The following is a 22,760-nucleotide window of genomic DNA, read 5'->3' on the forward strand; positions in this document are numbered from 1 at the left end:
TAAGTCGCTAATGTCGGAAACCTGATAGTTCAGAGGGCCTTGGCGAGGGCGGTGAAGTCAGCGGGGGACAGGTCGAACACCGGGGACTCGGTGTCGAGCTTCGAGTCCCGGAGGTGGAACCCGTCCGACTCCGCACACGGGCTGACTTCAACGCAATTGTTGTCGTTGCCGCCGCCACCGCTGAAGCTGCTCTTCTGCCAGGAGCGCCGGACCTCGACGCAGTTGTTGTCGTTGCCGGTGCCGCTACGGGTGCTCTTACGCCAATCGGTCACGCCAGTATGCATCGCGGTACTCCTTGTATCCGGTCGCCCAGGGCCACATCGTGTTGCGCCAACCATCGTAAACCGCGAACCGATCCTCATCCTGGAAGACCCAGCTCGAATGAGGGAGTTCCGTGTACACGACTTCCGGTCCGGCTTCCGGGAACTTCTCAGGGTCTCCAGATTTAAAGAGGCTGAAGGTACTCACCGGGTTGAGGTGCGGGCGAGTCAGCACTCGGATGTCCCAACCGGGGATTTCCGCGCAGGCGGTCAGAAGGTCGAGCTGTTCGACCTGGAGCTTGCGTGGTGCTTTGCTCAGGAAGAAGAAGGCGGCTTCGCCCACGAGGTACTGGACTGTGGGCTTGTCCTTGCGCTCAACGAGGACCTGTTTCCGCTCCGTCCTGAAAACCAGACCGGATTTCCTTCGCGCGGCGGTGTCGTTGATGTCTGCCTTGGCCACGATCTGTTCGTAGTAGCTGCGAGATTGGACCAGTGCGGGGAACAGCGTCGGTGCCCACTCGAAGATCTCGCCCATGTACTGCTCGCAGAGCGACAGGTACAGCGCATTGAATCGCCCGTCCGCCTCGATGGGCGGCTCGTCTCCCTTGAGCGGCGCGATGATTCGCAGGTAGTCGGCCACATCATCCGGGATCTCAAGCACATCAATGAGATTGGTGATGATGCTCGCCGGGATCGGTGACCGTCGGCGTTCGTAGGCGCGGATCGTGTCCTTGGACTTGTAGACGCCGTCTGCGACCATCTGCTGAGTAAGTCCCCGCATGGTGCGGTACTTGTGCATCATCTTGCGCTTGAACCAATCGATCTGGCTCTCGCCCTGCTGCTCCTCATCCTGGCCGTTCCCGTCCTGCCGGTCCTCGGTCATCGATGCCTCCCACAAACCGCTGTACTTGGTGGATTTCCACTATCCCATGAGCACTAACGAAATCAACTTCACCGATTGCGTGGAATTCATTGCGGGAGAACCGAAGGGGTGAGAAATCCACTACCGATTTCTCACGCTCTCCAGGTTGCCAGGCGTGAATTGAAGCCGAAAGCGCTCCGGACGAACTGACCAGCGCCGCAAAGAGTCGGGTATCCGACAGTCCTTCAAGTCCATTCCGGTGCAGGTCTTGAGGCAGCGACAAAGAGGTGGAGGGGCGGGCGGGGCTGGGACTTGGGCCATGGGGCCCGATGGGGTACCCGGGCAAGGCCGGGTCGGGGAGGCGACGCCCTCCCCGGGAGGGCCGGGGTAAGCCGGGCGGGACTTTGAATCGCTCTCGGGCTTTGACAATGGCGGCCTGCATCTGCTTCTGGGCGTACCAGAGTGCGATGTCGGTCAGCTCCCGTTTATAGGCTGGCGACCATTCGCCCGAATCATGACCATTTGGCAAGTCCTTGAAGGGATCTGCTTCCCATTCCTGATCCGTGACCCCATTGAGGTGAACGATCTTTGCCTTGCCGGGCCCCGTCTTGGTGACTTCCCATTTGCCGGTATGTATGCGGCCGTGGTGGAATCGGCAAAGGAGGATCAGGTTGTCTGCGTCCGTTTTGCCACCATCTGCCCAGTGGGTGATGTGGTGGGCCTCGGTCCAGCTGACCGGGGCCCGGCAACCGGACCAAGCGCACCCATTCGGTTGTTCGAGTTCCAGCTTGTGGCGGAGGGCCGTGTTGGGGAGTCGCTTCTCCCGGCCCAGTTCGAGGGCTTCGCCGGTCTTGAAGTCGAAGACCGAGGGGAGGATCCCGGCCTCGCAGGCGAGGAAGCGGGCCTTGGAGACCGAGACCGGGCGGCCGTCGAGGATCGGGAGGCGGCCAGTCGCAGCCCCGCGAAGGGTCTCGATGTCGCACAGGAGGTTCAGAGTGGCCGTGTGGCCGTGCCGCCGCGGGGCGTCAGGAGAAGTCCCGTAGGCCGCCACCATCTGGTGCAGGGCCTCAGCGTTCCGGCCGGACACCCGGGGGAGGAGGCCGTCGTCATCAGCCTGGTCCTGGCGGGGCGGGGGAACCGCGGTCCGGAGTGCGTTGCTCAGGAGCTTCCCGGTGTCACCGGTGAGGCGGCCGTCCAAGTCCCACATGCCATCAGGACGCTCATTGACTTCCAGCCAGGCAAGGGACTGCTGGCTCATCTCGTCAAGCATCGACTGCTGGTCGAAGAGTTCTGCGCAGATCCGGTCGAAGTGCTCAGCGAGTTCGGATCGGACCGCATGGATGCAGTACTCCCGGATCAGTTCCTCGGGAGTCCGGCAGAGCAGGTCGGAATAGGGGGACTCGACCGGCTCCTGATAGGCGACCCTGGCGTAGACCGCAAGACCTTCTCTCTCGATGCGCCGCATGGCATATGCGATGGCGTCGAGGCTGGCAGTCCCAGAAGTAGCTGCCTCCGCCAAGTGCTTGAACTTTGGGGCGAGGCGTGCAATCGAGGCCATCTGCCCGGCGCTGGAAGCATTGAAGGAGTAGGTCTCCATGATCCAGTCGCGGATGCCGGAGAAGCCGTCGCGGGTCTTGTGGAGACCGGCGGAGGTGTAGGCGATGACCGCGCGGAGGGCCGCGGCCTCAAGGGCGCGGGCCTGAGAAGCCAGGGATTCGATGTCGGAGTGGAGAAGGGAGGCTTCGCGGTCTCTGTCGATAACTGCTGCGGACATCTGATCTTCTCCTCTCCTGTTGTGACTTCTGTTGCGGTAGTTCAATTGTGACAGGTAGTGAGGCTGGTGTCATCACCCATTCGAGTGAAAGTTAGTACTAAGTAGACTTAACAGATCCGCCCGCGCCGACCACACCGGACCCCAAAGCCCAAGTCTGACAAGGGCAAACACTCGCCTCTCTGTCGCCGCCGATTGAACCTTGTGGACATTCACGCCGAACGAAGCCAACGAACGGCCGGGAAAAATCCTGTCTTGTGTCGGGATGCTGACACTTCGCCGTCTCCGCAGCTAGAAGCGGTATACCCGTAAATCCAAGCCCCCGTGGCACCCCTGGAAGCCGATAGCGTGGCAGCATACGGGCCCGAGTGGTGGAATCTGGTAGACACAGTCGGCTTAAAACCGGCCGTCGGGAGACTTGCGGGTTCAAGTCCCGTCTCGGGCACCGGGCACAGCCCTCGTCTTGTCGGCCAACGGGATCGGACGGTATGGGACCGTCCGGTCCCGGGGTGTCGTTCCTCGCATTCGCGCGCATCCTGCATGTTCCGCCCGAACGGGTGAGTCGCCACTGCTCCTATGCAAGTGCTCACGCTCTGCAACCGCATGACCCCTGAGCTGCTCAACTACCACTGTGAACGGCGCGTTTCGCGGTCGGGGCCAAATGCATCGGCAGGTTGACTGCACAGGGCCGCCGTGCTATCCAGGGAGGCGAGCGCTGATACCATTCTGTCGAGCAAGCCGGTGGGGGCTAATGCCTTCCCTTCTGCTGCAACGACTTTGTCACTTCCCGGTATCGCGGAAGCCGATAGGCCAGTGTCGTGAGGATGGCGATGCCCGAAACACCTCGGTCCACAACTCATACGTTTCAACCCTCCGGGCCAGCGCCCCAAGGCTTCTCCGGCGAAGACGCCGGCGCCCCGGTGGAACTCAAACCCCGATTGATGCGCATCGCGCTGCTGCCCCTGACGGCGGCGGCGCTCCTCGGCGCGAGCGCGGCGGTCGTGTTCGCGGCCACCGATGCCGCGAGCCGTCCTTCATGGATGGTCCCGGCGGTCCTCGGCTCGGCGGTCGTGCTGATCGCAGTGGTCGCGTATTTCGCGTCCTCGGCCGCCTCGAAGGCCGAAGCCGATCTCACCCGCCAGGTCCAGACCGTCCGGCGCTCCACAGTGGAAACCCACTACAAGGTCTGGCAGATCCTGGACGACCTCCAGCGCGAGCTCCCGCAGGACCAGCGCTGGTCCGTCCCCCTCCCCAACCCCGGCGCCAGCGCCGCCTCCACCGAGGAGGCCCTGCGCCTCCTCGCCTCCGAGGCCCGCCACCTGCGCGCCGCCGCAGAAGCCGTTGCGGCGCGAGGAGTACGACCCACTCAGCCGCAACAACAGCTCCCGGCCAAGGTCCCGCCGCAGATCGTCACCTCCGGTCCGATCGACACGGTGGACGTCCAGGCCCGCGTGGGCATCTTCGTGAACCTCGCCCGGCGCCTGCAGTCCCTGGTGCACAGGGAGATCGAGCAGCTCGACGAGCTGGAGAACCAGGTCGAGGACCCGGACCTGCTCAAGGGCCTGTTCTCGGTCGACCACCTGGCGACGCGGATCCGCCGCCACGCCGAGAACCTGGCGGTCCTCGGCGGGGCGACCTCGCACCGGCAGTGGTCGCGCCCGGTCAACGTCTACGAGGCGCTCCGCTCCGCGGTCGCCGAGGTGGAGCAGTACGCGCGCGTGAAGCTGGTGCGCCCCATCGAGGGCACGCTGAAGGGCCACGCGGTCGCGGACATCATCCACCTGGTCGCCGAGCTGGTGGAGAACGCGACGACGTTCTCGGCCCCGGGCACGCAGGTGCTCATCCGGGTCCAGCGCGTGCGCACCGGCCTCGCGGTCGAGGTCGAGGACCGCGGTCTGGGCATGGAGAACCACGAGCGGAACCGGTACAACACGATGCTGGCGACGCCGGACCGCGTCGACCTGGACGAGCTGCTCGCGGACGGCCGCATCGGCCTGTACGTGGTCTCGTCGCTGGCCCGCCGCCACACGCTGACGGTCCAGTTGCAGTCGAACATCTTCGGCGGCACGCAGGCGGTCCTGGTGGTCCCCGAGGAGCTGCTCGGCGACGACACGCCGCCCGCGCCGCAGGCGGCCCCGCGGGAGCTTCCCGCCGCGCCGCAGGCGATGCCGGTGCGCCAGCCGGGTTCGCAGACGCCGCCGCAGCTGCCGTCCGTCCAGCTCCGTCCGCTCCCTTCGGCGGGTGCGACCCCCAGAAGCGCACCGATGCCGCAGCCGCGGATGGACGCCCCGGCGCCCGCGTACGCGGAGGCGGCGTCGTATCAGGAGAACCCGTCGTACACCCCTGCGAGCGTCGCAGTGGACACCGGCGCCCTGCCGGTGACCGCCGAGATGCAGGCGGTCGAGTCCCCGACCAACGGCTACGGCCCGGACGGTCGCCCCGCGCTTCCCAAGCGCACCAAGCAGACGCACCTCGCGCCGCAGCTGCGGGACGACCCGGGCCGCCCCGCCCGCGGGTCGGAGGCGGGGCACGACCCCGGGCTCATGGCGGCGTTCCAGCAGGGCCAGCAGCGCGCGGACGGGAGTCCGCAGATCCCCAACGATTCCGTTTCTTCTCCGTACAGGAATGAGGAGTTCTAATGGCAGGCGACGAGGCAGGCGCCCACACGGATCTGAGCTGGCTGCTGGCGGGCCTCATCAGGAAGGTCCCGCACACGCGCAGCGCACTGCTGCTGTCCTCGGACGGCATCAAGAAGGCGTTCCACGGCATGGGGACGGACCAGGCGGACCAGCTCTCGGCGATCGCGTCGGGGATGTTCTCGCTGGCGCGCAGCGCCGGGGCCCAGTTCGGGTCCCAGGGAGGGGTCCGGCAGGTGGTCGCGGAGCTGGACGACACGCTGCTGTTCGTGTCGACCGCGGGGCAGGGCGCGGTCCTGGCCGTGGCGGCCGGGCGGGAGGCGGACGCGGGGGTGCTCGGGTACGAGATGTCGATCCTCGTGAAGAGCGTGCGCCCGTACCTGGAGACACCGGTCCGGAGACCGAGCGGCGAAATGGTGAGTTGATGGCCGACTTCGAGCACCGGCCACTGCTCGACGAGGACGCGGGCCCGCTGGTCCGGCCGTACACCGTCAGCAACGGGCGCACCGCACCCACGGCGAAGCTGGACCTCTTGTCACTGGTCCGCTCCACCGGCCAGATGCGTCCCTCGCAGCTGGAGGCCGAGCACGCCGAGGCGCTGATCCTGTGCCGGGAGCCCATCTCGGTCGCAGAGGTCTCGGCCCACCTGCGGCTGCCCGCCATGGTCATCAAGGTCCTGCTGTCCGATCTCGTGGACTGCGGGGCCGTCACCGCCCACGCCCCCGACCCCGCCGTCGATCCCACTGACCGAACCGTATTGGAGGCACTCCTCAATGGCCTACAACGGCGACTCTGACCGAGCGCCCGCACAACAACCAGCCCTGCCCACCGCCATCAAGCTGCTCGTCGCCGGGGGCTTCGGGGTCGGCAAGACCACTTTCGTAGGAGCGGTCTCGGAGATCGAGCCGCTGAGCACCGAGGAGACCATCACCACGGCCTCGATCGGGACCGACGACCTCACGGGCGTCGGGGACAAGACGACCACCACGGTCGCCCTGGACTTCGGCCGGATCACGCTCGACCCGCAGCACATCCTGTACCTGTTCGGCACCCCCGGGCAGGACCGGTTCTGGTTCATGTGGAACGAGCTGTCGGACGGCGCGTTCGGCGCGGTGGTGCTCGCGGACACGCGCCGCCTGGAGGACTGCTTCCCGGCGCTCGACTTCTTCGAGCGGCGGGGGACGCAGTTCATCGTGGCGGTGAACGAGTTCGAGACCGGGTTCCACTACGAGCCGGACGAAGTCAGGGCCGCTCTGGACCTCAAACCGAATATCCCGATCGTCTGCTGCGACGCACGCGATCCACGTTCCGCAACCTTGGTGCTGGTCACTCTGACGAAGCACCTGATGTCGGCCGCTGCTTCGAGCGTCCGGTAAAGGAGCCTGCAATGTCCATGTCCGAGAACGAGTTCCGTCTCACGATCACGCCCGACGACCCCGGCGCAAAAGAACGGGTCGAACGCCTGCGCAAACTCGGGATCGGCGACCTGCCGGACCCCGAGTTCGATTCGCTCGCCAAGGAGCTCACCGAGCTCACGGGCGCGCCCTACGCGATGGTGAACTTCATCGACGAGGACCGCCAGTACTTCGCGGGGCTGGCGGCCCCGGACGCGACCGCCGGGAACCAGGCCGTCGTGGGCGCGGGGGAGGCGGTCGAGGTGGGCCGCGAGATGGACCGCGACCACGGGTACTGCCCGCACGTGGTGGTCCGCGGCAAGGCGCTCGTGCTCGGCGACGTGTGCGACTACCCGCGGTTCGCGGGGAACCCGGTGGTCGACAAGATCGGCATCCGCTCCTACCTGGGGGCGCCGCTCATCGACGACGACGGCAACACCCTGGGGACGGTGTGCGTGGTCGACACCGAGACGCACGACTGGGGCCGTCCGGGCCTGGACATCATCAAGGGCATGGCCGCCAAGGTGATGGACCGCATCCGCGAGCGCAACGAGGCCGAGCGCGACCCGTACGGGGGCGACAACCCGCTTCAGGGGTGAACAGCAGAGGAGGCGGCCGAAGCCGCCTCCTCTTCCACCATCCGGCCGATCCCTCCGGAAGGTGAGCGCTAACCCCTCGCCGTGACCGTCCCGGCCGCGATGCGCTCGGACCACTGGCCCTTGGTCCGTCCCATCGCGGCCTCGGCCAATCGGAGCCGCTGCACGTCGGAGGTGCCCGCCGGCGCGTAGATGTGGTACGCGTCCCGCAGGAACCGCTCGACGGGCCGCTCGGTGGTGAGGCCGATGCCGGCGTGGATCTCCATGGCCTCGCGCGCCGAGTCGAGCGAGGACTCGACGTTGACGAGCTTGGCGTTCATCAGCTCGATGTCGCAGGGCACGCCCTGGTCGAGCAGGTGCGCGGCGTGGTAGGCGGTGATGCGGGCGGTCATGAGCCGCGAGGTGATCTGCCCGATCTTCTGCTTGATGTTGTCGAGTTCGGCGATGGGCTTGCCGTACAGCTCGCGCTCCGTGGCGTACTTGACGGTCTCGTCGAGGATCGCCTGGTGGATGCCGAGTGCGACGGCGGTGAGGTTGGCCCGGCCGTAGAGGATCGACGAGGAGTAGGCGACGGCGAGGCCGTCCCCCTCGTCGCCGAGGCGGTTGGCGGCGGGGATGCGGCAGTTCTCGAAGAGCAGCTCCCCGAAGGAGAAGCCGTGGAGGCCCATCGTGGACTGCTGCGGTGCGACGGCGAACCCGGGCCGGTCGGATTCGACGAGGAAGGCCGTGAGCCCCTTGGGGCCCAGGCCGGTCCGCACGACCACGCCGTGGAGGTCGCCGACGTGGCTGTTGCCGACGAACACCTTGTGGCCGTTGAGGATGTAGTCGTCGCCGTCGCGGACGGCCCTGGCGCGCATGCCGAGGACGTGGCCGCCCGAGGCGGTCTCGGTGACGGCGATGGTGGGGAGGCAGGACCCGTCGGCGACCTTGGGGAGCCAGGTCTTCTTCTGCTCATCGGATCCGAAGTGGAGGATCTTGGCGACCCCGAGCTGGGAGGCCTGTACCATCGCGCCCATGGCGCCGGAGACGCGGGCGAGCTCCTCGATGATGATGGTCTTCGCCAAGTGGCCCATGCCCATGCCGCCGTACTCGGTCGGCACGGTGACACCCAGCCAGCCCTGCGCTGCGATGCGCCGGGACAGGCCGGTGTGGACGGTCTTCGTGGATTCCATTTCGGGGATGTGCGGGCGCACTTCGCTTTCGGCGAAGGCCCGCACCCGGGCTCTGAGGGCGTCATGCTGTTCGGTCGTGAAGTAGCCGGTCGTCAACGGGTAACCCCCCTGTGGGCGTGTCGCTCGTCGATGTCCGCACGTTGGTGCGGTGGTCCCCACCAAGTGACAAGCTGTATATGCGAAATGTTCTCGCAGTGACTGTAGCAACGCGAGTCGCATGGGGCAAGCGTCAGCAAAGTGGACGTAAGCCGGTTACGTGGCGGTAACGAACCGTTGGGGCCCAACGAAACCAAATAATCCCAAATCCCGGGAGTGAGGGTGTGCGAACGGTGACCGCGTGCTACGTTGCCGGTCCTTCGCCGAGCCGTTATGCTGCGTTGACTCGCGGGCAATCGTCCCATGATTGGATCTGGGGTGTCTGCCCTGCCCATCGACCCCCCATCCGTACGGAGAGCCATGTTCAACTTCAAACGCCGCGCCGTCGCGGCGGCAGGAGCGCTCGCCCTCGCGGCGACCACGCTCGCGGTCGGCGGCTGGTCCTTCGGGCCCGGCCACGGCAACGGCCACGGCCGCCAGGTCGACCTCCAGCTGCTGGCGATCAACGACTTCCACGGAAACATCGAGGCCGCCTCCAGCCTCACCTGGCCCGGCCACACCGAGCCCGTCGGCGGCGCCGAGTACCTCGCCACCCACCTGGAGCAGGCCCGCGAAGGCGAGCGCTACTCCACCACCGTGGCCGCCGGCGACCTCATCGGCGCCAGCCCCTTCATGTCCGCGGTCTTCCAGGACGAGCCGACCATCGAGTCCCTCAACGCCATGGGCGTCGAGGTCTCCTCCGTCGGCAACCACGAGTTCGACGACGGCTTCGAGGAACTCAACCGCATCATCGACGGCGACGAGGACTTCGAGGGCGCCGACTTCCCGTACCTCGGCGCGAACGTCGTCGACGAGACCACCGGGCAGCCCGTCCTCGACCCCTACTGGGTCAAGAACTTCGGCGGCGGCGTCAAGGTCGGCTTCATCGGCATGACCCTCGAAGGCACCGGCGACATCGTCTCCAAGTCCGGCATCGAGGGCCTCGTCTTCAAGGACGAGGTCGAGACCGCCAACAAGTACGCCCGTGAACTGAAGCGCCAGGGCGTCAACGCGATCGTGGTCCTCCTCCACGAAGGCGGCGTCCCCGTCGCCGAGGACACCGGCCACGACTGCGAGTCCGCCGACGGCACCGCCACCGGGATGTCCGGCCCGATCGTGGACATCGCCGAGACCATGACCCCGCTCGTCGACGTGCTCGTCACCGGCCACACCCACCAGGAGTACGTCTGCTCGGTGCCCGACCCGAACGGCAACCCGCGCCTGGTCACCTCCGCGTCCAACTACGGCCGCGTCTTCACCGAGATCGACGCCACGTACGACAAGCGCACCAAGGACATCGTGCGCTCCACCGTCGTCGGCTCCAACACGGTCGTCACCCGCGACGTCGACCCCGACGAGGACCAGACCGCGATCCTCGACCATTACGGGCCGCTCGCGGCCGAGGCCGGGGGCCGCGTCGTCGGCTACATCGCCGAGGACATCAAGCGCGGCGCCACGAGAGCGGAGGAGTTCCCGCTCGGGAGCCTCATCGCCGACGCGCAGCTGTGGAACACCTCCAGTGCCGAGACCGGGGGCGCGGAGATCGCGTTCATGAACCCGGGCGGAGTGAGAGCCGACCTGTTGTACGCGCAGGGGACGCCGGGCGAGGCGACCTACGCGGAGGTGTTCACCGTGCAGCCCTTCGCGAACTACGTGGTGACCCTCGACCTGACGGGCGCGCAGATCCTCCAGGCCCTGCAACAGCAGCTCCCGAGTGAAGGCCGCTCCACGACCCTGGTCCTCCAGGTCTCCGAGGGCTTCACCTACACCTGGGACAAGACCAAGACCGGCACCGACCAGATCGTCGCCGACTCGCTGTCGCTCAACGGCGAGCCGATCGTCGCCGACCAGGTCTACCGCGTCACCGTCAACTCCTTCCTCGCCGACGGCGGCGACTCCTTCGCCGCGTTCGCCGAGGGCGAGAACCGCCTCTTCGGGGCGCTCGACGTCGACGCGTTCGAGGACTACATCACCGAGTTCGGCACCACCGCGGCGCCGCTGGAGGCCCCCGAGCTCGGCCGCATCACCGTGGTCTCGTAGTTCCTGAGCACATTCACAGGCGGCGGGGGCGGAATGCCCCCGCCGCTTCTCGTATTCCCAGCCCGTACCGGATAATCTGGTACCACCCTGAACATTCGACGGAGGACCGCAGGTCATGGCAATCCAGAGCAGGAACTCATCCCTACGGAACATGGTGAAGACCCAGTACGGCGAGCAGCAGCACATGGGCGCCGCCTACGGGCCTTACGGGCAGATGACGCAGGCGCCGCCCGCCCAGACCATGACGATCGACGACGTCATCGTCCGCACCGTCGCCCTCGTCGGCGCGACCTTCGTGGCCGCACTGGTCACCTTCGGCATGGTCGGCAGCGGCGACGCCTCCTCGGTGGGTACCGCCGGAATGCTCATGGCGCTCGGCGGCGTCGTCGGCATCGTCGTCGTCATCTTCTCGATGTTCAAGCCGGTCACCAATCCGTTCGTGGCCTTCGCCTACGGCATCGGGCAGGGCCTCGTCCTCGGCGGGCTCAGCGCGATCATGGAGGCGCAGATCCCGGGCATCGTCGTGAACGCCCTCGTCGCGACCATCCTCGTGTTCTTCGGCATGCTGGCGCTCTACAAGTTCCGCATCCTCAAGAACTCCCCGATGTTCACCAAGGTCATCGTCGGCGCCGGCTTCGGCATCGCGGGCCTGCTGCTCGTGAACTTCGTCGCGAGCCTGTTCAGCGTCAACCTCGGCCTGTTCGCCGCCCCCGGCGGCGACCCGACGACGCTCCAGTGGGTCATCGCGATCGCCCTCACCCTCTGGGCCGCGTTCTCCTTCATCCTCGACTTCGACATGATCGAGTGGTCGGCAAACAACGGCGCCCCGAAGAAGTACGCGTGGGCCGGGGCCTTCGGCCTCACCGCGGGCCTCATCTTCCTGTACTGGAACCTGCTGCGCCTGCTGTCCTACTTCCAAGGCGAGTAACGGTTTTGAGCTCCGACATCGAGCGGGCGATCGGGCGCGTCGTCGAAGGCACGCGCCACTGGTCGCCCGCTCGCTGGTCTCCGCGGGCCGACGCGATGCACGCCCTCGTGCAGGAGATCGCCGACCTCGCCGCCGACGCGGAGGACCGGCCCCGCCGTCCCGTTCCGCGCCTCCCCAACGACCTGCACCTGCCCGACCAGCTCCAGGTCGTCGGGCTCGACCTCATCGAGCTCGAACCCCTTGCGCCCGAACGGCAAGCGGCCGCCGAGCGGGCCATCGCCGCGGCGAGAAGCGCCCTGTTCTAGTCGACCCAGCCGGTCATGACGTGCGCCGCGTCGTCGAGGGCGTCCACGAGGTTGTCCGACTCCCAGCGGAGCACGTTGCGGCGCGTGCGGGTCCCGCGGTCCTCAATGGCGCCAAGGGCTCTGTCGAGCCGCTCGGTGGCGTCGCTCAAGTCCACGCCGCGCGGCGGCGCCGCGTTCCGCGCGAGGGCCGCCAGCCGCATGTAGGCCGCGTCCAGCGCGTCCGCGAACTCGTCGACGCACGCCAGGCCCGGCGCGTCCTCCTCGCGGCCGAGGGTCGCGTTCACCGCGACCAGGGCCCGCGCGGCCCGCGACAGGGCCGCCTCCGCGCCGAGCACGTCGCCTGACAAGGGGCCCGGGCCGCCGATCGGCTCCGCCTTCGCCTGGTCCGCGGCCTGCGTGAGCGCGGCCCGGCGGGCCCGCACCTGGTCGATCGCGGCGTGCATCGTCTTGCGGTCGTAGTCGTCCGGATGGGCCTGGCGGTCCAGGACCAGGCGCGCATAGTCGCGGTAGGCGTCCACGAGGTCCCCGAGGAGGTCGCCGAGGCGCCGGGTCTGCCACGTCGGCACCAGCACGTAGAAGCCGATCGCGAGCGCCGCGCCCACGAGCGTGCAGGCGCCCCGGTCGAGGGCCGCCGACAGCGGGTTCTCGCCGGTGAGGTCGATCTGGAACACCGTGAAACCCGAGACCGCGGCGGTGAACACGAGCATCGACACCGGCCGCATCAGGTACGCGAGCAGCGCATAGGCGAGGATCGTCAGGCTGATCCACACCTGCCCCTGCGGGATCAGCAGCCCGAGGAGCGAGGCGAGGACGACGCCGCCGGTCGTGCCGGCCGCGCGGGTCACGCCGCGGGTGAGCGTCCCTGAGAAGTCCGCTTGCAGGACCAGCCACGCGGTCAAGGGGATCCAGTAGCCGTGGCCGGTGGGCCACAGCAGGCCGATGGTCATCGCGAGCGCGATGACCCCGGCGCGGCGCAGCGCGTGGTGGACGACCGGATCGTGCCGGTGGAGGCGGGCGCGCAGCTGCCCCGCGGCTTGGCGCACGGTCGAAGTGGCGTGCGCGAGCGCGGGATCGGCGACCACGGAGTCGCCGCCGGAGGTGATCCGCTCGGCGAACCCGCCGGTCTCGTGGAGGGTGCGCAGGAGCCCGCCGATCTCGGTGGGCATCGTGCCCGTCGCGGTCGCCATCGGGTTCTGCGAGAGGCCCGCGAGGAGGTCGTCCCAGTCGAGCTCGGCGGGGCGGCGCGCGGTGATCCGGCCCGCGAAGTGGGTGAGCAGCCGCGCGGCCATCTCCAGGGCCTCGGAATAGAACGCGACGGTGTCGCGGTCCTGCGCGTCGGCGCGAGCCCGCGCGGAGGCGGTGCGGCCGATCGCGGCCGAGACGGCGTAGATCTGGCGGCGCGCGTCGAGGATCGCGGCGGGCAGGACCCGCCGCCGGTCGAGTTCGCGCGCGGCCTCGTGGAGGGCCTCGGTGTCGAAGGGCGCGTCCGGGTTCGAGGCGAGCGCCTCGGCTTCGGCGGCGAGCGCGAGCCACGCCTCGGCGAGGGTGCGCCGGTCCTCGGCCCACCGGAAGTACGGCGGCAGCAGCGCCATGAGCGCCTGGAGGGTCCCGCCGGCGAGGACCGCGATCGCGGCGACGTGCGGCGTCGTGCCGACGGTGATGTGCTCGGCGAGGAAGAACATGATGCCGGAGACGGTGAACGTCACGCCCGCGACGTGCGTCACCGAGCCGGTGAACGTCAGCGTGAACGCGTACACCGCGGCGGCGGCCACCAGCAGCGCCGGGTTGTCGATCGCGCCGAGGACGACCCCGAGGGCACCGGCGAAGCCGACGAGCAGCGGCAGCGAGGGCCCGGTCCGCGTCCCGGGCGTGAGCAGCGCGACCCCGCCGAGCCACGCCCCCATGATCGCGGCCTGCCCCCAGCCCGGGTGCCCGAGGAGCGCCACGGCGGCCATCGCGACCGCGATCCCGCAGGCCGCGCGCACGGCGAGCACCGGCGCGGCCTCGCCTGGGGTCCACGACTTCAGGTCGTCGCCGACCCGGCGGACCGACTCGTCGACGCCCGGGTTGTTGAGCACGTCAAAAGGGTAGCCGCGCCTACGGGTGTGAGCACCCTTACCGGTTCGGTAAGGAGTTCGACCGTTTCCGTTGCAGTGTTCGATCGTTGTACAGGTGTGCAGCTTCGTTACCGGTTCCGGGTTTACCCGACCGCCCCGCAACGCCAGAGCCTGGCGCGGGCGTTCGGTTGTGCCCGTGTGATCTACAACGACTGCGTAGCGGCAAGGCGGCGCGCGCAAACGGAGGGCCTGCCCTATCCGACGGCAGCGGTCTTGTCGAAGACGCTGATCACCGATGCGAAGCGCACGCCCGCCCGGGCCTGGCTGGCCGAGGTGTCTTCGGTGGTGTTGCAGCAGGCATTGGCGGACTCCGACCGGGCCTACCGCAACTTCTTCGCTTCGGTCAAAGGGAGGCGGCGGGGGCCGCGTATCGGGCCGCCGCGGTTCAAGCGCCGGTCAGGGGCGCAGTCGATTCGGTTTACGCGAAATGCCCATTTCAGGGTGCTCGGTAATGGGCGACTCCGCCTACCGAAGGTCGGCGAGGTGAAGGTGGCGTGGTCGCGGGAACTGCCGTCCGAGCCTTCGAGCGTGACGCTCATCAAGTCCTCGACCGGCAAGTACTACGCGAGTTTTGTCGTTGCGGTCGACGATGATGCGGACCGGCTGGAGCCGCTGACCGATCCAGAGGCCGAAACCGGGATTGACCTGGGTCTCAAGGACTTCGCAGTGCTACGCGGTGGGCGGGTGATTGCGAACCCGCGGTTCTTCGCTCGGCTAGAGCGCAGACTCAAGAAGGCGCATCGGGAGCTGTCGCGGAAAGCGAAGGGCTCGGCGAACCGGGCGAAGGCTCGGCTGCGAGTCGCCAAGGTGCACGAGAAGATCAAGGACTCCCGCTCCGACTGGATCGACAAGCAGGTCAAGGCAGTAGTGGGTGAGAACCAAGCCCTCTATGCCGAAGGCCTCAACGTCAAAGGACTGGCCCGAAGCCGGGCCGCGAAGTCGGTGCATGATGCCGCGTTCGGGATGTTTTTGACTCGGCTCGAATCGAAGGCACACCGGGCCGGTCGGGTATTCGTGAAGGTCGACCGGTTCCTCCCTTCGACCAGGTTGTGCTCGGTGTGTGGAGCCTTGACCGGTCCGACCGGCTTGTCTGGGCTCAAGGTGCGCACCTGGGCGTGCGGGTGCGGCGCACGTCATGACCGGGACGCCAACGCCGAGGTCAACATCAGGCGTGAGGGAAGACGCCTTGCTGTAGAGCAGGGCTTGTTCGCCGCGGGGCTCGCGGAGAACTGAAACGCCTGTGGAGGGCCGGTAAGACCTGGGGAAGACCCAAGCGCGGCCCGTCGAAGCAGGAACCCGCCCGTAGCCGGTTCACATCAGTGATCCGAAAGCCGGGAGTCGCCTCCCTTCCCGGGAGTCGAGGAGGTCAACGGTTACGCTGGTGGCATGCGACAAACGGTGCTGGTGGTCGACTTCGGGGCCCAATACGCGCAGCTCATCGCTCGCCGCGTCCGGGAGGCCCACGTCTACTCGGAGATCGTCCCGTCCTCCATGCCCGCGGAGGAGATGCTCGCGAAGGAGCCCGCGGCGATCATCCTGTCGGGCGGGCCTTCGAGCGTGTACGCCGAGGGCGCCCCGCAGGTGGACCCGGCGCTGTTCGCGGCCGGGGTGCCGGTGCTGGGGATCTGCTACGGGTTCCAGGCGATGGCGAAGGCCCTGGGCGGGACGGTCGCGAAGACCGGCCTGTCGGAGTACGGCGGGACCGAGCTCGACGTGCTGTGCGCGTCGAAGCTCCTCGACGGGCTGCCCGAGCACCAGTCGGTGTGGATGAGCCACGGCGACTCGGTGACCGAGGCCCCCGCGGGCTTCGAGGTCGTCGCGCGCACGGGCGGCGCCCCGGTGGCGGCGTTCGAGAACCTGGAGTCGCGGCTCGCGGGCGTCCAGTACCACCCGGAGGTCGCGCACACCCCGCACGGCCAGGCCGTGATCCGGCACTTCCTGCACGACATCGCCGGGATCAAGCCGAACTGGACCAACTCGGCGATCATCGACGAGCAGGTCGCGGCCATCAAGGCCCAGGTCGGCGACAAGCGGGTCCTGTGCGCGCTGTCCGGCGGCGTGGACTCCTCGGTCGCGGCGGCGCTCGTGCACCGGGCCGTCGGCGACCAGCTCACGTGCGTGTTCGTGGACCACGGGCTGCTGCGCGCGGGCGAGGCCGAGCAGGTCGAGAAGGACTACGCGCAGCTCACCGGCATCGACGTGCGGACCGTGGACGCCTCGGAGCAGTTCCTCACCGCCCTGAAGGGCGTCACGGACCCCGAGGAGAAGCGCAAGATCATCGGCCGCGAGTTCATCCGCACCTTCGAGGCCGCGGCGCGCGGGCTCGCCGAGGAGCAGGGCGTCGACTTCCTCGTGCAGGGGACCCTGTACCCGGACGTGGTCGAGTCCGGCGGCGGCACCGGCACCGCGAACATCAAGAGCCACCACAACGTCGGCGGGCTCCCCGACGACCTCCAGTTCGCGCTGGTCGAGCCGCTGCGGACCCTCTTCAAGGACGAGGTCCGGGCGATCGGCCTGGAGCTGGGCCTGCCCGAGGCGATGATCTGGCGCCACCCGTTCCCCGGCCCCGGCCTGGGCATCCGCATCGTCGGTGAGGTCACGAAGGAGCGCCTCGACCTGCTCAAGGCCGCCGACGCGATCGCCCGCGCCGAGCTGACCGCCGCGGGGCTCGACCGGTCCGTGTGGCAGTTCCCGGTGGTGCTCCTCGCGGACGTCAGGTCCGTGGGCGTCCAGGGCGACGGCCGCACCTACGGCCACCCGGTCGTGCTGCGCCCGGTCTCCTCGGAGGACGCGATGACCGCGGACTGGTCGCGCCTGCCCTACGAGCTGCTTGCGAAGATCTCCACCCGGATCACCAACGAGGTCGCCGACGTCAACCGCGTCGTGCTCGATGTCACCTCGAAGCCCCCGGGCACGATCGAATGGGAGTAGTCGCCACGTGAACACGCCGTACAGTTGAGGGATGCAATTCCGGATAGCTGCGTACGGGGAGGTACGTGACGAGAACGGCCTGGTCCTGCTGACGCGCCGGAAGCGCGCGGGGAGAGATGCGGGGCCGTGGCACCTGCCGGGCGGGGTCATCGACCACGGCGAGCCCCCGAAGCGGGCCGCCGGGCGGCTCGTGGGGGAGCACACCGGCTACGAGGTGACCGTGGGGCGGCCCCTGGAGGCCGTCGCGGTCGCCCGCCGCGGCGTCCACACGAACGCGATCATCTACGCCGCCGACGTCAAGAGCGGGCCTGCCAGCGATTTCGCCGGCGAGGCCGCCGAGTGGGTCGACCCGGCCCGCGCCGCCGGCGAGGCGCATTCGCCGTTCGTGTCCGCGGCCCTCGGGCTCGCCGACGACCGGCTCGCCGGGCGCGTCGACAAGGCCCCGCAGGAGACCCGGCCCGTCCCGCCCGCGAAGGCCAAGAAGGGCCGCAGGCGCCGCGGCCAGCGCTTCGGCGCGTACGGGGTCGTCGCCGACGTCGACGGCCGCATCCTCCTGGCCCGGATCGCCGAGGGCTACCCCGGCGGCGGGACCTGGCACCTGCCCGGCGGCGGCGTCGACTTCGGGGAGTCCCCGGAGGCCGCGGTCGCGCGGGAGATCTACGAGGAGACCGGGCAGGACGCCCTGGTCGGCGGGCTGCTGAACGTCACGTCGTTCCGGCACCGCCGCGCGATCGGCCCCGAGGGGTACCCGCTGGACTGGCACGGGGTGCGCGCGATCTACTCGGCCACCGTGCCGGACCCGTCAGCCGCGCAGGTCGTGGAGGCCGCGGGCGGCTCGACGAGCGAGTCGCGCTGGTGGGACGCCGAGGCCCTCGACGACCTGCCGCTGTCGGCGGCCGTCGAGGACGCGCTCCAGGTCGTCGATTTGAAGAACCTGGCCGCGCAGGCTTAGCGCCAGCGCGCGATGACCGTCTCCCCCGCTCGGACCGGGTCGCCCGGGACGACCGCGGCTTCGGCGGCTCCGGCGGGGAGGTACACGTCGGTGCGGGAGCCGAAGCGGATGAGGCCGTAGCGCTCGCCCTTGGCGAGGGACGCGCCGGGCTTGGTGCGGTTGACGATGCGGCGCAGGACCGCGCCGGTGCGCTGGGCGACGACGACGCGGCCGCGGCGGGTCGCGACGACGGTGTAGCAGGCGGCGTTGTGCTCGGCTTCGGGGGCGGAGACCTTCGCGTAGCCGCCGCGCTCGGTGAACACGTCGACGACCTCGCCCGCGACGGGGGAGCGGTTGATGTGCACGTCGGTGATCGACAGGTACGCGGCGATGCGGAGCCATTCGGCCCCGGCGGCGCCGGTGGCGGCGCCGAAGCGCTCGTCGACGACGGTCTCGACGGCCATGATGCGGCCGTCGGAGGCGGCGAGCACCGCTTCGGGCTCGTCGTCTTCGCCGCGGAGATCGGCCTCGCGCACAGGGTCGCGGAAGAACGCGGCGACGGGGGCGGCGGCGAGCGCGGGCAGGAGCCAGGCCTTCGAGGAGGGCCGGATCTTCTTGGCGGCCCAGGCGGTCCCGAGGAGGAGTCCGGCGGCGATGACGCCGTTGGAGTCGAGGTGGGTGCTCGGGGTGATCGCGACGGAGGAGGCGCGCCAGGCGGGGGCGAGGTCCTCGGCGGGGGCGATGGCGCGGGGCTCGCCGTCGTGCTTGGACGCGGAGCCGATGCGGAGCTTGTGGATGCGGACGGGCGGGAGGGACCGGACGATCAGGTCGGTGCCGATGCCGTAGTCGGCGACCAGTTCGGCGATCTCCTCGCGCGCGGGCGCGGTGAGGGTGGCGGCGAAGGACAGGACCCCGCCGGGGGCGACCTTCTCGCGCAGGAGCGCGATGCGGTCGATGAACGCCTCGGCCTCGACGGTGACGGCCTCGGCGAGCATGACCTCCTCGGCGGGCTCGGCCTCGCTGAGGTCCGCGACGGCGGTGACGTTCCCGGCGGTCCAGGAGCCCTCGGCGGCCAGCGACGCGCTGAGGTCCTCAATGGAGGTCCGGTCGGCGACGACGGTGAGCCGGTCGGCGGGCATGAGCGCTTCGAGCGCGGCCGTCAGCACCGGGTTCCCCCAGGACGCGCCCACGACCAGCCCGGTCTTGGGGCCCCTCCGCCGGGCGAATTCGTCGGTGATGCCGCGAGCGGCGGCTTTCGAGATCGGCATGACTCCGACTATAGAGCGCGCCGCGGGGTGCTCCGGCCCCTACTTGCGTGTTGCGGAAGTGCCGTGAGCGGCCCTTGCCCCGATTCGTCCTCGTACTTTCGGAGGATTCTCCACATCGTTCGGTGGAGTGGCCGCGCCCGCCGGAGCGGGGGCCTCGTTTCCCTCAGTGACAGGCGCCGCGGCCGCTCACCTCACGTCCACTCCCAGGAGGACCGAATCACGATGAGACGCAACACGATCCGCACTCCACTCGCCGCCGCCGCGGTCATGGCCGCCGTCCTCACCGGCGGGCCCGTCTTCGCGCAGGAGGAGCCTGCGCCGATCACCGGCGACCCCGTCGCCGAGCCGGGCCTGGAGCTGCGCGGCCGCCTCGACGGCGACCGGTACGACGTGTGGGCCAACGTCCTCGGGCTCACGCCGCGCGGCGCCGAGGAGACCTACACCGTCTACTGCATCGACATCCGCACCCCGCTCGACACCGAGTCCCCCTACCAGGAGGGGTACTGGGAGGAGTCGGGCGTCGCGAACCTCGAAGCGGTGCGGTGGGTCCTGTTCAACGGGTACCCGAACGTCGGCGCCGAGGACCTCATCGAGGACGCCGGCGGCGAGGTGAACCCCGACTGGACCGACGAGGAGGTCCTGAAGGTCGCCTACGCGGGCACGCAGGCCGCCGTCTGGCACTTCACCGACGACTGGGACCTGTTGGAGGACAACCCGGTCAAGGGCGGCAACAACGGCGAGGACGAGGCGGTCCTCGCGGTCTACGAGCACCTCACCGAGGAGCCCGGGCGCGTGCCCGACCCCTCCGAGTACATCGTGGACCTCGAAGGCGAGGAGGACGCCGCGTACGTCGACGGGCGCTTCGGCCCGTACACGGTGCGGTCCAACGCCGGCCCCGTCGAGCTCGAAGCCGACGGCGGCCGCCTGGAGAAGGAGAACGGCGACATCGTGGAGTCTCTCGACGACGGCGAGGAGTTCTGGATCGCCCTCGACGACGGCAGCAGCGAGATCACCGTGACCGGCACGGCCGCATACGACCTGCCGGTGGGCCGGGTGTTCCTGGCGACCACCGAGGCGTCCCTGTCGGGCGGCGCCGCGAACCGGGTCATCTCCGGGGACTCGCAGAAGCTCATCCTCGCGCAGCCGCGCGAAGGGGAGGTCCCCGCCGAGTGGCGCTTCGCGCTCGACGCGCCCACCGACCGGCCCTCCGAGGCCGGCGGCGCGCAGCTCCCCAAGACCGGCACCAGCCTCACCGTCGCGTTCGCGGCGGGCCTGGCGCTGCTCATCGGCGGCCTCACGGTCACCGTGCTCGCCAAGCGCCGCAAGACGACGGCGTACTAAGACGGCAGCGCATTTAGACGGCACTGACGCGGGCGGTCCCCCAGGCCGGACCCGCTGCCGCAGGAGCGATCCGGACCATCTCCGACCGGTCCGGCCGGGCGCGCTCCTCGGCTCTCCTTCAGCCCGGCGCATGGTGCGGCCGGAACCGGGGCAAGCGATCCGCCCCGGTTCCGGCCACTCGCGTCCGCACCACCGGTCACGGTGGTCGCCCCCCGTCACCGTCCTGATCGCACAGCGTGAGTCGATACCGAATCGTTATAGTGGCGCACCTCTCCGAGGTCGCGCCGCTTTCGTTGCCCCGCAAGCGATCCCCAGGTCACGGAATTCGAGCCCCCTGATGCAACCGGCGGGAGGCCGCTAACGTGTCCGAAGGAAGATTCAACGCGTCAATCCCTCGGAAAAGCAAAGGGACTTCTACCAATGATGAGCAAAGCCCTGAAAGGGACGTTCGCCGCTGCGGCGGGCGTCATGCTCGGCCTCAGCGGTGTCGCCGCAGCCCAAGCGCAGGACGAGGAACCCACCCCGTCGGGTGCGTCCGGCTCGATCGTCTTCGAGTCCGACGGCATCCGCCTGCACGGCAACCAGAACCCGCAGGCCGTCGTCATGGGCATCGACCTCGGTGACGGCGAAGCCCGCACCGTCTACTGCATCCAGATCGAAGTGGGCCTCGAAAGCGACCTGATCCACGCCGAGCGCCCCTGGGACTCGATCGAGCTCGACAACCCCGACGCCCTGCCGCTCGTGCTCGGCGTCCTCCTGGAGGGCTACAACGGCAACAACGCCGCCGACCTCCTCGCCGCCGCCGGCGTCGACGGCGAGACCATCGACCCGTTCTCGCAGGACGAGGTCGCCTACGCCGGCACCCAGGCCGCCATCTGGGAGCTCACCGACGGCTTCGAGATCAACGCCTCCGATCCCACTGAGGGCGAGGCCGGCGTCGACACCGCGGTCCTGGCCGTGCACGACTACCTCCTGGAGATCGCCGAGCCCGTCGACGAGCCCGACTTCGAGCCCTACTTCGAGGTCGACGACTCCGAGGCCGTCACCGACGGCACCAAGGTCGGCCCCTTCACCGTCTCCACCAACTTCGACGAGCTGACCTTCAGCCAGCCCGAGGGCGCCACCGTCGTCGACGAGAACGGCGACGAGGTCACCTCCTTCACCGACGGCCAGACGTTCTACGTCGAGTTCGACGAGGCGGTCTCCGCCAGCGTCAAGCTCGTCACCGACTCGATCATCTGGACCACCCCCGCCGGGCGCACCTTCGTCCCGGTCGACGCCGAGGGCGCCGACGTCGTCGGCCAGCGCCTCATCCTCGCCGAGGAGCACTCCTCCGAGTACGCCGCCGAGCTCGAATTCGAGATCGTCGTCGAGGAGACCCCCTCCGAGTCGCCCAAGCCGCAGCTCCCCGTCACCGGCTCCAGCCTGACCACCGTCGCCTCCATCGGCGGCGCGGTCCTGGTCGCCGGCGTCATCGCGATGGTGCTCATGCGCCGCCGCGCCGCCCGCGCCGACTGGGGCTCGGACGCCTAGACACCACGCCTGAACACCAGGCGAACACTGCGTTATGCGCCACACGCCCGCTGGTCCGAACGGCGGGCGTGTGGCATACTTGCGGCGTGACTCAGAGCGCGCGATTTTACTTTTACTACGGCACGGACCACCCGAGCCGTAGGTCGCGCTGAGCTCAGACCTACAGCCCCGGGCGGATCGCCCGGGGCTTTTTTCGTCGCCTAGGGCCACCGCCCGGACATCGATCCGCATCCGTTCGCAAGGAGAAGCCCTGATGGCCGCCACGACCGAAGTCACCACCGACGAGCTCGACAGCCTCCGCAAGGAGATCAACGGGCTCGACGACGAGCTCATCCGCCTCTGGCAGCGCCGCGCCGCCGTCTCGAAGCGCATCGGCGAGATCCGCATGGCCAACGGCGGCACCCGCCTCGTCCTCGACCGCGAGCGCGCCATCCTGGAGAAGTACCGCACGGCCCTCGGCGAGGACGGCGTCCAGATCGCGATGCTGGTCCTGCGAGCCGGCCGCGGCCCGCTCTAACGAGTGATGGCCGCGCCGGATTG

20 protein-coding genes and 1 tRNA gene are annotated in these 22,760 nt (G+C 69.0%); 15 read left to right on the forward strand and 6 right to left on the reverse strand.

Features of this window, described 5'->3' with window-relative positions; all coding sequences use genetic code 11:
* Positions 1–29 precede the first annotated feature (29 nt).
* From WA640_RS20360 to WA640_RS20370, 3 genes are read right to left on the reverse strand one after another with little or no spacing between them, the layout of a single operon-like run.
* Complete coding sequence (locus tag WA640_RS20360; RefSeq protein WP_335990127.1) at positions 30–272, reverse strand: DUF397 domain-containing protein; 243 nt, start codon at positions 270–272, stop codon at positions 30–32.
* Positions 256–1,143: a Scr1 family TA system antitoxin-like transcriptional regulator gene (locus WA640_RS20365; RefSeq protein ID WP_335990130.1), complete on the reverse strand. Its 888-nt coding sequence runs from the start codon at positions 1,141–1,143 to the stop codon at positions 256–258. The genes WA640_RS20360 and WA640_RS20365 overlap by 17 nt, the downstream gene beginning before the upstream one ends.
* Positions 1,106–2,896: an HNH endonuclease signature motif containing protein gene (locus WA640_RS20370; protein ID WP_335990132.1), complete on the reverse strand. Its 1,791-nt coding sequence runs from the start codon at positions 2,894–2,896 to the stop codon at positions 1,106–1,108. Before WA640_RS20370 ends, WA640_RS20365 begins: the two co-directional genes overlap by 38 nt.
* Positions 2,897–3,255: 359 nt before the next feature.
* Between WA640_RS20370 and WA640_RS20375 the strand changes: the two genes are divergently transcribed.
* From WA640_RS20375 to WA640_RS20400, 6 genes are all read left to right on the forward strand, one after another.
* Positions 3,256–3,338: transfer RNA gene (locus WA640_RS20375), tRNA-Leu, on the forward strand.
* Positions 3,339–3,813: 475 nt separating this feature from the next.
* Positions 3,814–5,532: a sensor histidine kinase gene (locus WA640_RS20380; protein WP_335990134.1), complete on the forward strand. Its 1,719-nt coding sequence runs from the start codon at positions 3,814–3,816 to the stop codon at positions 5,530–5,532.
* Positions 5,532–5,954: a roadblock/LC7 domain-containing protein gene (locus tag WA640_RS20385; RefSeq protein WP_106363342.1), complete on the forward strand. Its 423-nt coding sequence runs from the start codon at positions 5,532–5,534 to the stop codon at positions 5,952–5,954. The genes WA640_RS20380 and WA640_RS20385 overlap by 1 nt, the downstream gene beginning before the upstream one ends.
* Entirely contained in the window at positions 5,954–6,325 is a 372-nt protein-coding gene (locus WA640_RS20390; RefSeq protein WP_106363343.1) for a DUF742 domain-containing protein, read from the forward strand. Before WA640_RS20385 ends, WA640_RS20390 begins: the two co-directional genes overlap by 1 nt.
* Entirely contained in the window at positions 6,303–6,905 is a 603-nt protein-coding gene (locus WA640_RS20395) for a GTP-binding protein (protein WP_106363344.1), read from the forward strand. The genes WA640_RS20390 and WA640_RS20395 overlap by 23 nt, the downstream gene beginning before the upstream one ends.
* 11 nt (positions 6,906–6,916) lie before the next feature.
* Positions 6,917–7,522, forward strand: coding sequence for a GAF domain-containing protein (locus tag WA640_RS20400; protein ID WP_106363345.1), 606 nt, complete (start codon positions 6,917–6,919; stop codon positions 7,520–7,522).
* Between the two features lie 68 nt (positions 7,523–7,590).
* On the opposite strand, the gene WA640_RS20405 is transcribed toward WA640_RS20400, so the two are convergent.
* Positions 7,591–8,787 (reverse strand): acyl-CoA dehydrogenase family protein, encoded by a 1,197-nt coding sequence (locus WA640_RS20405; RefSeq protein ID WP_219926629.1) that lies wholly within the window; start codon positions 8,785–8,787, stop codon positions 7,591–7,593.
* A 360-nt stretch (positions 8,788–9,147) separates the two neighbouring features.
* Between WA640_RS20405 and WA640_RS20410 the strand changes: the two genes are divergently transcribed.
* From WA640_RS20410 to WA640_RS20420, 3 genes are all read left to right on the forward strand, one after another.
* Entirely contained in the window at positions 9,148–10,866 is a 1,719-nt protein-coding gene (locus WA640_RS20410) for a bifunctional metallophosphatase/5'-nucleotidase (protein ID WP_335990141.1), read from the forward strand.
* Positions 10,867–11,017: 151 nt separating this feature from the next.
* Positions 11,018–11,794 (forward strand): Bax inhibitor-1/YccA family protein, encoded by a 777-nt coding sequence (locus WA640_RS20415; RefSeq protein WP_335990143.1) that lies wholly within the window; start codon positions 11,018–11,020, stop codon positions 11,792–11,794.
* A gap of 5 nt (positions 11,795–11,799) precedes the next feature.
* Positions 11,800–12,099, forward strand: coding sequence for a hypothetical protein (locus WA640_RS20420; protein ID WP_335990144.1), 300 nt, complete (start codon positions 11,800–11,802; stop codon positions 12,097–12,099).
* Here WA640_RS20420 and WA640_RS20425 read toward each other — a convergent pair.
* A complete protein-coding gene (locus WA640_RS20425; protein ID WP_335990145.1) occupies positions 12,096–14,177 on the reverse strand; it encodes an FUSC family protein in 2,082 nt (693 codons plus the stop codon). The two genes, WA640_RS20420 and WA640_RS20425, sit on opposite strands and share 4 nt — an antisense overlap.
* A gap of 27 nt (positions 14,178–14,204) precedes the next feature.
* On the opposite strand from WA640_RS20425, the gene WA640_RS20430 reads away from it, so the two are divergent.
* The 3 genes from WA640_RS20430 (at position 14,205) to WA640_RS20440 (ending at position 18,099) form a co-directional block, all read left to right on the forward strand.
* The gene (locus tag WA640_RS20430) at positions 14,205–15,449 is read left to right on the forward strand and encodes an RNA-guided endonuclease InsQ/TnpB family protein (RefSeq protein WP_335990146.1); all 1,245 of its coding nucleotides are present in this window, start codon (positions 14,205–14,207) and stop codon (positions 15,447–15,449) included.
* Positions 15,450–15,602: 153 nt separating this feature from the next.
* Positions 15,603–17,147 carry a glutamine-hydrolyzing GMP synthase gene (guaA, locus tag WA640_RS20435; RefSeq protein WP_106363350.1) on the forward strand — a complete coding sequence of 515 codons (1,545 nt, stop codon included), beginning with the start codon at positions 15,603–15,605 and terminating at the stop codon, positions 17,145–17,147.
* A 31-nt stretch (positions 17,148–17,178) separates the two neighbouring features.
* The gene (locus WA640_RS20440; protein WP_335990147.1) at positions 17,179–18,099 is read left to right on the forward strand and encodes an NUDIX hydrolase; all 921 of its coding nucleotides are present in this window, start codon (positions 17,179–17,181) and stop codon (positions 18,097–18,099) included.
* On the opposite strand, the gene WA640_RS20445 is transcribed toward WA640_RS20440, so the two are convergent.
* On the reverse strand, positions 18,096–19,346 hold the full coding sequence (locus WA640_RS20445) for a phosphatidylserine decarboxylase (RefSeq protein WP_106363352.1): 1,251 nt from the start codon (positions 19,344–19,346) through the stop codon (positions 18,096–18,098). The genes WA640_RS20440 and WA640_RS20445 overlap by 4 nt on opposite strands.
* 222 nt (positions 19,347–19,568) lie before the next feature.
* Here WA640_RS20445 and WA640_RS20450 point away from each other — a divergent pair, with 222 nt between their 5' ends.
* From WA640_RS20450 to WA640_RS20460, 3 genes are all read left to right on the forward strand, one after another.
* Positions 19,569–20,687 (forward strand): Cys-Gln thioester bond-forming surface protein, encoded by a 1,119-nt coding sequence (locus WA640_RS20450; RefSeq protein ID WP_106363353.1) that lies wholly within the window; start codon positions 19,569–19,571, stop codon positions 20,685–20,687.
* Between the two features lie 423 nt (positions 20,688–21,110).
* Entirely contained in the window at positions 21,111–22,220 is a 1,110-nt protein-coding gene (locus tag WA640_RS20455) for a Cys-Gln thioester bond-forming surface protein (RefSeq protein ID WP_335990148.1), read from the forward strand.
* 253 nt (positions 22,221–22,473) lie between these two features.
* Positions 22,474–22,737, forward strand: a complete 264-nt coding sequence (locus WA640_RS20460) for a chorismate mutase (RefSeq protein WP_106363355.1) — start codon at positions 22,474–22,476, stop codon at positions 22,735–22,737.
* Positions 22,738–22,760: the final 23 nt, after the last annotated feature.

The organism is Glycomyces sp. MUSA5-2 (assembly GCF_037034145.1).
In the GTDB taxonomy this organism is placed as follows: domain Bacteria; phylum Actinomycetota; class Actinomycetes; order Mycobacteriales; family Micromonosporaceae; genus Glycomyces; species Glycomyces artemisiae.